Consider the following 9,761-nt stretch of genomic DNA (forward strand, 5'->3'; position numbering starts at 1 on the left):
GGGAGCGGTCGCGACGACCGGGCCGACTGACGTCGACGCGGCCCAGACCGTACCCAAGAAGCGGTTTTCAGCCACCGAAGGTGGTGCGCAAACGCTGCGTCAAGCTCTGCGGCGGAGGCGACGGAGTCGGACGGCGCCCGGCGACCGGCGTGGAGCGGCCGATCGGCTGGTCATAGTCCGCCCCGGCGATCGCGCTGACGATCTCGTCGTCGCTGAAGCTCTCGGACCCCGGGATGGACGGGACGAATCCCACCAGAATGCCGTCGCGCATGACCTGCGCCTCGAGCCCGGCGGTGCCGTCGTTGTCCCAGATCGCCTCGCGGCCGTCGGGGAGGACGACGCGAATCCCGTACTGCGTCAGCCCGGCGTGCGGAAGTTTCAGATGGGCGAAGACGTTGCGCCCGCGCAGCCGCTCGACCACCCGCCGAGCCCGGTTCTCTTCCATGTGATCGAACCTAGCCCGGATTTCTGGAGACACGCTGAAGGATCGCTCCGCAGTGGTTGAGAGCCCGTCACGAAGCGCCCATGTAACATCACCCAGGGCCATAACCCCAGGTCACATCGAAGCATGTTACTCCTCTGTAACAAGAAAATCACCGCTTTCCATTTCTCACGACCTTGACTTACTGTGCGGTAACCGAAGCGCTTCGGCCCCAGAGATCCGCATACGGATATCGGAGGCCATCGATGAGTAGGGCTACCGTCCTCGCCTGTCTCGTCACTTCGTCCGCCCTCGCGCTCACCGTCGCCGTCGCATCCCCCGCTCAGGCGGCCGGCGTCGACTACGTCGCCCTCGGCGACTCCTACTCGTCCGGGGTCGGCGCGCCCGGACAGTCCGGCGGCTGCCTGCGGAGCAACTACAGCTACGCGGCGCAGTGGGCGGCCAAGCACAGCCCGGCCACGTTCCAGTTCCTGGCCTGCAGCGGCGCGGTCACCGACGACGTGCTCAACACCCAGGTGCCGGCCATGAAGAGCGGCACCGACCTGGTCAGCATCACCATCGGCGGCAACGACGCCGGCTTCGCGCCGACCGTCATCACGTGCCTGACCAGCAGCGACGCCACCTGCACGGCAAAGGTGAACGCGGGCAAGACCTACGTCGCCACCACGCTCCCGGGCAAGCTCGACGCGACCTACGCCGCGATCAAGGCGAAGGCCCCGGGCGCGCAGGTGGTCGTGCTGTCCTACCCGAACATCTTCGACACCTCGGCCACCATCTGCGAGATGAGCGCGACCAAGCGCAAGGCGCTGAACAGCGGCGCGCAGACCCTCGACGACATGATCAAGTCGCGGGCCGCGGCGGCCGGCTTCACCTACGCGGACGTCCGGGACAACTTCGCGGGCCACGGCGTCTGTGCCGCCAAGCCGTACCTCAACGGCCTGACGATCATCCCGCCGCAGAACTCCTACCACCCGAACACGAACGGCTACACCCTCGGCTACCTACCCGCCCTGACCAGCGCCACCTCCTGACCGACGCCCGGCGGCGGGCTCCGGTGAGCCCGCCGCCAAACCAAGATCAAACCCTTGCTTGGGTACGGCCTGAGCCCCGTCCCGCCCCCACCCACCGCCCGCGACCCGCCCGCGACCCGCCCGGGCCGGGCTGCGGCCGTTCCCGGCCCGGCCACGGGCACTCCTGGCCCGGCCGCGGCCACTCCCGGCCCGGCCGCAGGCACTCCTGGGCCCGGCCGCAGGCACTCCTGGCCCGGCTGCGGCCACTTCCGGCCCCGCCGCGGGCACTCCAGGCCCCGCCGCGGGCACTCCCGGCTCGCCCGCGGGCCGGGGTCGCGGGTGTGCAACGGGGTGGCAACTCGCGGGGAACCGGGTGGCTGCCGGTGGGCGGCAGGATTCCTCGGCATGGCCCGACTGAACCTGCTGCTCTTCCTCGTCACCGTCGCGCTGAGCGTGGTCGCGGTGATCGACTGCCTGACCACCGAGGAGTCCCGGGTACGGCACTTTCCGCGGAAGGCGTGGCTGGTGCTCATCGCGCTCTGCCCGGTGGCCGGGGCGATCGGCTGGTTCCGGGCCGGGCGCGGCGGGGCCGGCACGGCGGCCGAGCAGCTGACGCCGCTGGTGGCGATGCCCCGGGTCGCCCCGATCGGGCCGGACGACGACCCGGAGTTCCTGCGCATGCTGGCCGAGACGATCCGCAACCGCTGACCCTGTCCGACAGCGACCGCCCCCGGCGCCGGGATCGATCAGGGCCGTCCACCCGAAGGCGCCGCGATCGGTCAGGGCGTCCGCCCCGGCGCCTGGGTCGGTCAGGTGTGGAGGGGCTGCCAGGTGTGGCGGCGCTTGTAGGTGTCGGCGCCGGCCAGGAAGTCGGTCAGCAGGCGGGCGGCCTCGGTGAGGTCCGGGGTCTCGGTGCGGTAATGCCGCTCCGGGGCGCCCTCCCGGTACTCCAGGGCGTAGCGGCCGGCCTCCGCCCCCGCCGCCGGCCCGTAGCCGACCTGGACGAACCAGCCGTCGGCGCGCTCCAGGATCAGGAAGTGGTTGTCCGGGCCGAGGCGGCGGATCCGCTGCTCGATCCGTTTCTCGGTGGGGTCGGGGACCTCCGGCCCGGCCGCCGAGGTCAGCGTGAAGGCCGGGATGTGCCCGGCCGCGTTCGGGTTGAGCAGGTGGGACTGCGGCTCGTAGCAGACCAGGCCGTGTTCCCGGGCCAGCGCCACGACGGCCGAGCCCACCTCGCCGGCCCGGGGCCAGGCGACGGTCAGGGCCAGCACGGTGTCGGACTCGGCCGGCCGGCCGCTCCACACCTCGGAGTCCGGCGGAAAGCGGTCGGTCAGGGCGGCGCGGAACGACCGCACGGCGGGATGCGCCCGGAAGATCCCGGGTTCCTCGTCCCGCCAGCGGCGCAGCTTGCTCTCGGCGAGCGCGGGCGTGATCGCCTCCGGCTCGTGCCAGACGTACAGATCAAAGCTCATGACGGAAGCCCCCTCCCGGCGTATCGATGGATCTTAGTGGGCTTCGTCACCAGGTGAAGACGCGCCCCCGGGCGGTGCTGCTCGAGGTGTGCCCGTCACGCTCGTACCGGAAGGCCATGACGACCGTGTAATTGTGCCCGCGCCGGGGTGCGGCGCCGGCCGGACCGCAGGCCCGGGTCATCCGGCCCTGGGTGAAGGTGAGCCCGTCACACGTGGTGGGGCCGGCCACGGTACGGCCGGTCTCGGCGTCCCGCAGGGTCACCTCGATCCGGGCGCGGCCCCCGGCGGGCGCGGTCAGCGACGCCTGGAACTGGACGTCGCGGCCGACCGAGTGGCACGGCTTCGGGGCGAGCGGGCTGCGCGTGGCCAGGTCGATCACGAGGCCGGGGGCGCACTCCCAGGGCCCGCGGCGGTCCCCCTCCGGCAGTGGGGATCGGGTCTTGGTGGCGGGCTTCGTCCGTACCCTAATCGGTTTTTTGGTGGGCGAAGCGGCCTTGGACCGCGGCTTCGGGGTGAGGGCCGGCCGCCTCGCGGCGAGAGAGGCAGCGGCCCGCATCGGATGGGTGGGGAGCGCGCCGGCCGTCGGCGGCGTCGCGGCGCTCTCGCCGGGCGCGAGGCGCCAGAGCGAGGTGACGATGCCGGTCGCCAGCAGGATCCCGGCGAGGACCGCGACGGACGCGCTGGACCGGATCCAGCGGTGGACCGGCGCGGCGTTGCGGGGGCGGCGCTGCGGGGCCACGGCCCGCCGCCCGGAGTCCAGCAGCCGCACGCTCCGGCGCAGCTCGGGCGGGTCGACCGCCATGTCGTCCGGGTCGACGGGCGGCAGGCTCGGCGGCGCGGGCGGCAGCAGCGCCGGCACCTCGGTCAGCTTGCGGGCCAGTTGCCGCAGGTCCCGGACCAGCGCGGGCGCGGCCGGACGCTGCTTGGGCTTGGCCGAGAGGCAGGACCGGATGAGTTTCCACAGGTCGTCGGGGATGCCGGGGCGGCGTTGCGGGCGGCCCTCGGCGTGCATGCGCATCAACTCGGGCACCGAGTCGCTGAGGTACGGCGGCTGCCCCGAGACCAGCTCGTAGAGCAGCACCCCGAGCGCGTAGACGTCGGTCGCCGAGCTCGGCGTCACCCCGTGGAACGCCTCCGGGGCCATGTAGTGCGGCGTGCCGACCACCGCGTTCGGCGTGGTCATGCTGGGGACGTTGAGGATCCGGGCGATGCCGAAGTCGGTCAGCCGGGTCTCCAGCTTCCCGTTCTTCTCCAGCACCAGGATGTTGTCCGGTTTCAGGTCGCGGTGGATGATGCCCAGCTCGTGGGCCTCGGCCAGCGCGTCGGCGACCTGCGCGGCGAGCCGGGCCGCCTCGGCCGGGGCCATGGTCCGCTCACGTTCCAGGTGGTCGCGCAGGCTGCCGCCGGCCACCAGGTCCATCACCAGACCCAGGGTCTCCCCCACGCTGAACAGGTCGCGGACCCGCACCACGTTGCGATGCCGGAGCATCAGCAGGATGGTCCGCTCCTGCACGAAGCGGGTGACCAGCCGGGGCTGGCGCAGCAGGCTCTCGTGCAGCAGCTTGACCGCCACCGGTTTCCCGGTCGCGCTCTCCACACCCTCCCAGACCGTGCCGGTGGCGCCCTGCCCGATCGGCTTCACCAATCGGTACGAGTTACCGACACTGCGTCCGGCAAGTTGCTCGCTGTCCGTGGAATCCTGCATTACTCGGGGATCCTTCCGCCTGACGGCAATGCCCCGAGATATTGCGTTTTGTCCAGATGAACTGGCAAGCCCTGGCGGCCAGATTCGCACGGTCCGGGAGGACTCCCACCCGGACCGTCACGAATCCCCGCGGACCTCGTTCAAGGGTGCGTCGGCTGCGGTCCGCACAGTGAGCGGATCGCGCCGAGCAGCGTCGAGCGGGTGAACGGCTTCTCCAGCAACATGCTGTTCTCGTCCAGGTGCAGCTGCGGGCCGAGCGACGCCGCGGTGTACCCGGACATGTAGAGCACCGGCAGGTCCGGCTGGTGCGTGCGCAGCGCTCCGGCCAGCTCCGGCCCGGTCATCGTCGGCATCACCACGTCGGTGATCAGCAGATCCGGCCGGGCGCCCGAGGCGACCTGGGTGACCGCGGTCAGCGCGTCGGTGGCCACCGCGATCTCGTACCCGGCCGGCGCGATCAGCCGCTGCACGAGCTGGGCCACGTCCGGCTGGTCCTCGACGATCAGCACCCGGCCGATCACCGCGTTCTTGCCACCGCGCTCGCTCGCCGTCTGCGCCCGCTCCTCGGCGGCCGGCAGGTAGATGTGCACGGTCGTGCCGATCCGCGGCCGGGACTCCAGCTCGATGTGCCCGCCCAGGTTCGCCACGATCCCGGCGGTGGTGGCCAGGCCCAGGCCGGCCGCGGTGGGCCGGGTGGTGAAGAACGGCTCGAGGGCCCGCTTGCGGATCTCCTCCTCCATGCCGCTGCCGGTGTCGGTGACCACCAGGTGCACCAGCTTGCCGGTGGGCGCGCCCTCGGCGAGCTGCCCCGGCTCGATCACCTCGTTGGTGGCCGCGACCCGGACCATGCCGCCGTGCAGCATCGCGTCCCGGGCGTTCGCCGCCAGGTTGACCAGCGCCTGCTCCAGCGGGCCGCGCTCGGCCTTCACCGGCCAGACGTCCGGCCCGAAGGCCAGGTCCAGCCCGATGTGCTCGCCGAGCGTCCGGCTGAACAGCGACTGCACGTCGGTGAGCAGGTCCGGGATCGGGATGACCTCCGGCCGGTTCCCCTCGCTGCGCCCGAACGCGAGCAGCTGGTGGGTGAGCGTGCGCCCGGTCGACACCGCGTCCAGGATGTCCTTGGCCAGCTGGTGCTGCGGGGTGCCGTCCTCGACGTGCTCCAGGATCATGTCGGCCGAGCCGGCCACCACGGTCATCAGGTTGTTGAAGTCGTGCGACAGGCCGCCGATCAGCTGGCCCAGGCTGTCCAGCCGGCGCAGGTGGTCGAGCTGGCGCTTGAGGCCGCGGGCGTCGATGTGGTCGGTGGTGTCGGTGATCATGCAGAGCACGCCGCCGAACTCGCCGTGGTCGTCCCGGACCGGCATCATGCTCATCCGCACGCTGCGCCGGGACCCGTCCGCACGCATCAGCCGGGTGGCGCCGACCGTGGACCGGCCGCCCATGCACTCGGTGATCCGCCGGTCCAGCTCCTTCTGCCCCTGGTTGTCCAGGAAGCCGCGCAGCGACACCCCGATCAGCTCGCTGCGGGGCATGCCGAGCACCACGCCGATCGGCTCGTTGGCGTAGGTCGCCACCCCGTCCGGGTCGAGCTGCAGCACACCCTCCGGGATCGTCTCGAGGACCCGGCGGTAGCGCTCCTCGGCGGCCCGCAGCCGTTCCTGCGCCCGCGAGCCGGCCACCGCGAGCGCCAGCTCCCCGGCGATGTCCCGGGCCAGCTCGACCTCGGGTGTCGAGTAGAAGGCGTCCGGCACATGCCGGGTCAAAATCAGATAGCCGGCGTACGTGTTGTCCACGATCACCGGACAGAGCACCGCGGCCGTGATGCCGTGCTCCGGCGTGGCCAGAGCCGCCGCCGACTCACCGGCCAGCACGATCGGGCGGCGACTGGCCGCGAGCGTGGTCGAGTACTCGTCGTCGATCGCCTGGCCGGCCCGGTCCAGCACCCGGACCAGCGGATCGGACCGGTCGTCCTCGACGTGGTGGTAGGCGATGTGTTCGTACTGGCCGTCGTCGCGGAGCAGTTGCACGCCGGCGCCGTCACCGATCATGTCGGCGGCGGCGCGAGCGGCCGTGGAACGGACCTCGGCCGGGTCCGCGGCGGCGCGGCTGAGCGCGAGGGCTAGATCGGCGAGCGCGTACCGGAGGGGGTAAGCCATGACACCCATGTGCACATTTTTCGTGTCCTGGGGCCTGCGTGCGGGGTGTTCGGCGGAATCCGGCCCGGATGTTCATGGCCGGACCGGATTCCGGACGATTGTTACTGGAAAAGCGCGCTGACCGACTCGCCGTTGTGTATACGGCGCATCGCCTCGGCCAGCGCCGGCGCCACCGAGATCACGGTCAGCTTCTCGTGCCGCTTCGCCGCCGGGATCGGCACCGTGTTCGTGCAGACGATCTCCTCGATCTCCTTCTCCGCGGCCAGCCGCTGCACCGCGTCGTTGGTGAGCAGACCGTGCGTACAGGCCACCCGCACGCTGCGGACGTTCCGCTCGCGCAGCCGGGCGAGCAGCTCGAACACCGTGCTGCCCTTGGCGATCTCGTCGTCCAGGACGATCACGTCCCGGTCGCCCACCTCACCGATGATCGAGTTGATCACCACCTTGTCGTCCGCGAAACGCTGCTTGGCGCCCGCCGCGACCTCGATGTTCAGCAGCCGGGCGAACGCCGCGGCCTCCTTCGCGTTGCCCAGGTCCGGGGAGACCACCACGGTGTTGCTCAGGTCGTAGCCGCGGAAGTGGTGGGCCAGCTCACGCAGCGCGTGCAGGTGATCCACCGGGATGCTGAAGAAGCCGTGCACCTGCGGCGAGTGCAGGGTCATGGCCAGCACCCGGTTGGCGCCGGCGGTGGTGAGCAGGTCGGCGACCAGGCGGCCACCGATCGAGATGCGCGGGGCGTCCTTCTTGTCGGAGCGGGCGTAGGCGTAGTGCGGCAGGACCACGGTGATCCGGCCGGCCGACGCGCCACGGGCGGCGTCGAGCATGAAGAGCAGCTCGGCGAGGTGCTCCTGGGTCGGCGGGACGAGCGGCTGGATCAGGAACACGTCCCGTTCCCGGCAGTTCCCTTCCAGCTGCACCTCGATGCAGTCGTTGGCGAACCGGGAGATCCGGGTCGGCAAAAGTGGCACACCGAGGTGCTCGCAGATCTCCGCGGCCAGTTCGGGATGGGCGGATCCGGTGAAAACGGCGATGTCACGCACGGCCACATGCTAGAGGCGACCCGACGGGGTCGTCAGGACGCCTCCACCGACGTTAGCGTGATCTCATGAACGGACTGGCGGTCGCGTGCCGGCGGGTGGTGCACATCTACCGTGCCGAGGCGGGGGACGTGGTCGCCCTGGCCGGGGTCGATCTCTCCATCGCCCCGGGCGAGACGATCGCCCTGGTCGGGCCCTCCGGGTCCGGCAAGTCGACGTTGATCGCGCTGCTGGCGGGCTTGATGCGCCCGTCCGCGGGGCGGATCAACGTCGGTACGTACGACCTCGGCAAGCTGGCCGACGGCGAGATCTCCCGGCTGCGGGGCACCGAGATCGGGGTGGTCCTGCAGGGGGCGGCGCGCAACCTGCTGCCGTACGCGACGCTGCACCGCAATATCTGGCTGGCCCAGCGCCGCGCGGCGCACACCCGGGGGATCAAGCTCGACGATCCCGACCGGATCCTCGACCTGGTCGGGCTCCCTGGTCAGGGCCGTCGCAAGCTGGCCGACCTGACCCCCGGCGGGCGCCAGCGGGCCGCGCTCGCGGTCGGCATCGCGACCGGGCCCGGACTGTTGCTGGTCGATGAGCCGACCAGCCGGCTGGACACCGCCGGGCGCGACGAGGTCCTGGACGCACTCGAAACGGTGAACCAGGAGCGGGAGACCACGATCGTGGTAGTCACCCACGACAACGAGGTCGGCTCGCGGCTCGGCCGGGCGGTCACCATCCGGGACGGCCGGGTCGGGGCGGAGGGGCGCGACGGGCAGGACTTCGCGGTGGTGGCCGGGGACGGGACGGTGCAGTTGCCCCCGGAGGTGCTGGGGTCCTATCCACCCGGGACGCTCTTCACCGTCCAGCACGTGGACGGCGAGGTCACCCTGGTCCCGGGCGGCACCGAAACGGCCCCGCAGGTGTAGTAGCGGCGCGGCCTGCTCGGCACCCACGGCTGTTCACGAGCCCTTCAACAGCCACCAGCACCAGCCGCGGGGTGGCGGCTGGTGCTGGCGGCTGTGCTGCGGGTCTTGTCAGTTGTAGTAGCGGCGGCGCCGGCGCGGGCTGCTCGGCCACATCTTGCGGGTCACCAGGAACGCGACGCCGAACGCCGCGACCACTACCACCGCGACCACCGGGGTGGTCAGCGGCGACGCCGGCTTCTGGCCGGCCGCGGTGTCGTTCGCCGACAGCACGGCGTTGGTGTCGGTCTTGGCCGGCGCCGTCGTCGGCGGCGGGGCGGTCGGCAGCTCGCTGAAGTCGACCAGGTTGCTGCTCTCCAGCAGCGTCAGGTGCGTCGCGACGAACTGGTTGGTCCGCTGGGCGAGCTTGCGGATCGTGTCGTTGCGGGTGCTCGCGCGGATCGTCGCGATCGCCGGGAAGATCTTGCCGTGCGCCGCCCGCAGACGGTCCACGAAGATCTGGTCGAACTCCTTGCCCTGGGCGGCCCGCATCTCGCCGAGCCAGCCCTGCTGGTCGGCGTTCGGCTTGTTCGGCAGCTCGATGTCCAGCTTCTTGGCCGCCGCCCGGACCAGCTGGTCCAGTACCGCGTGCTGGGCGGCGATGTCCTTGCCGATCTGCTGGATCCGCGGGTCGTCGGACTTCTGCTGGGCCATCTGGCCGGCCGGCATCTCCCACAGCCCGGCGAGGCGCACCCGGGACGCGAAGTCCCGGTCCGCCGCGGTGACCTCGCCCTCACCGGTGTCGGTGATCAGCTGGTTCGGCGGCACCGGCACGCCCGGGTCCTCGGCCGCCCGCGCCGCGTGCGGCTGGAGGAGCATCAGCGCCACGACGGCGACAGTGATCCCGGCCACTTGCCGCAGACGTGATCCCAGTTCGATGGCGACCACACGAACCTCCTCCACAGCTCTCGCACAGCTTTTGTCATGTGGGAGAACGGAGAAGAGCCCGTGGTGGATCAACGTCGGCCAGAGTCTTTCGGCCCTGG

At 71.5% G+C, this 9,761-nt stretch carries 9 protein-coding genes; 3 read left to right on the plus strand and 6 right to left on the minus strand.

The genetic code is table 11. From position 1 onward, the window contains the following. Window positions 1-67: 67 nt before the first annotated feature. A complete protein-coding gene (locus L3i22_RS44730; protein WP_221323492.1) occupies window positions 68-445 on the minus strand; it encodes a hypothetical protein in 378 nt (125 codons plus the stop codon). A 242-nt stretch (window positions 446-687) separates the two neighbouring features. On the opposite strand from L3i22_RS44730, the gene L3i22_RS44735 reads away from it, so the two are divergent. Together L3i22_RS44735 and L3i22_RS44740 are read left to right on the plus strand one after the other, a co-directional pair. Next, a complete protein-coding gene (locus tag L3i22_RS44735) occupies window positions 688-1,473 on the plus strand; it encodes an SGNH/GDSL hydrolase family protein (RefSeq protein ID WP_221323493.1) in 786 nt (261 codons plus the stop codon). 384 nt (window positions 1,474-1,857) lie between these two features. Further along, window positions 1,858-2,160, plus strand: coding sequence for a PLDc N-terminal domain-containing protein (locus L3i22_RS44740; RefSeq protein ID WP_221323494.1), 303 nt, complete (start codon window positions 1,858-1,860; stop codon window positions 2,158-2,160). A 101-nt stretch (window positions 2,161-2,261) separates the two neighbouring features. Here L3i22_RS44740 and L3i22_RS44745 read toward each other — a convergent pair whose 3' ends face one another. From L3i22_RS44745 to L3i22_RS44760, 4 genes are all read right to left on the minus strand, one after another. Continuing rightward, complete coding sequence (locus tag L3i22_RS44745) at window positions 2,262-2,924, minus strand: hypothetical protein (RefSeq protein ID WP_221323495.1); 663 nt, start codon at window positions 2,922-2,924, stop codon at window positions 2,262-2,264. A gap of 46 nt (window positions 2,925-2,970) precedes the next feature. Next, window positions 2,971-4,629: a serine/threonine-protein kinase gene (locus tag L3i22_RS44750; RefSeq protein WP_221323496.1), complete on the minus strand. Its 1,659-nt coding sequence runs from the start codon at window positions 4,627-4,629 to the stop codon at window positions 2,971-2,973. A 140-nt stretch (window positions 4,630-4,769) separates the two neighbouring features. After that, the gene (locus L3i22_RS44755) at window positions 4,770-6,785 is read right to left on the minus strand and encodes a response regulator (protein ID WP_255657627.1); all 2,016 of its coding nucleotides are present in this window, start codon (window positions 6,783-6,785) and stop codon (window positions 4,770-4,772) included. Between the two features lie 101 nt (window positions 6,786-6,886). Then, complete coding sequence (locus L3i22_RS44760) at window positions 6,887-7,825, minus strand: ribose-phosphate pyrophosphokinase (RefSeq protein ID WP_221323498.1); 939 nt, start codon at window positions 7,823-7,825, stop codon at window positions 6,887-6,889. Window positions 7,826-7,890: 65 nt separating this feature from the next. Between L3i22_RS44760 and L3i22_RS44765 the strand changes: the two genes are divergently transcribed. Continuing rightward, complete coding sequence (locus L3i22_RS44765) at window positions 7,891-8,739, plus strand: ABC transporter ATP-binding protein (protein ID WP_221323499.1); 849 nt, start codon at window positions 7,891-7,893, stop codon at window positions 8,737-8,739. A 108-nt stretch (window positions 8,740-8,847) separates the two neighbouring features. On the opposite strand, the gene L3i22_RS44770 is transcribed toward L3i22_RS44765, so the two are convergent. Then, entirely contained in the window at window positions 8,848-9,678 is an 831-nt protein-coding gene (locus tag L3i22_RS44770; protein ID WP_370644301.1) for a DUF4142 domain-containing protein, read from the minus strand. Between the last annotated feature and the right edge of the window lie 83 nt (window positions 9,679-9,761).

Source organism: Actinoplanes sp. L3-i22 (assembly GCF_019704555.1).
GTDB lineage: Bacteria > Actinomycetota > Actinomycetes > Mycobacteriales > Micromonosporaceae > Actinoplanes.

Excerpts from the sequence above, each read along its gene's own strand:
- L3i22_RS44730 (WP_221323492.1), bottom strand. The coding sequence starts at position 445 with ATGGAAGAGAACCGGGCTCGGCGGGTGGTCGAGCGGCTGCGCGGGCGC.
- L3i22_RS44735 (WP_221323493.1), top strand. The coding sequence starts at position 688 with ATGAGTAGGGCTACCGTCCTCGCCTGTCTCGTCACTTCGTCCGCCCTC.
- L3i22_RS44740 (WP_221323494.1), top strand. The coding sequence starts at position 1,858 with ATGGCCCGACTGAACCTGCTGCTCTTCCTCGTCACCGTCGCGCTGAGC.
- L3i22_RS44745 (WP_221323495.1), bottom strand. The coding sequence starts at position 2,924 with ATGAGCTTTGATCTGTACGTCTGGCACGAGCCGGAGGCGATCACGCCC.
- L3i22_RS44750 (WP_221323496.1), bottom strand. The coding sequence starts at position 4,629 with ATGCAGGATTCCACGGACAGCGAGCAACTTGCCGGACGCAGTGTCGGT.
- L3i22_RS44755 (WP_255657627.1), bottom strand. The coding sequence starts at position 6,785 with ATGGCTTACCCCCTCCGGTACGCGCTCGCCGATCTAGCCCTCGCGCTC.
- L3i22_RS44765 (WP_221323499.1), top strand. The coding sequence starts at position 7,891 with ATGAACGGACTGGCGGTCGCGTGCCGGCGGGTGGTGCACATCTACCGT.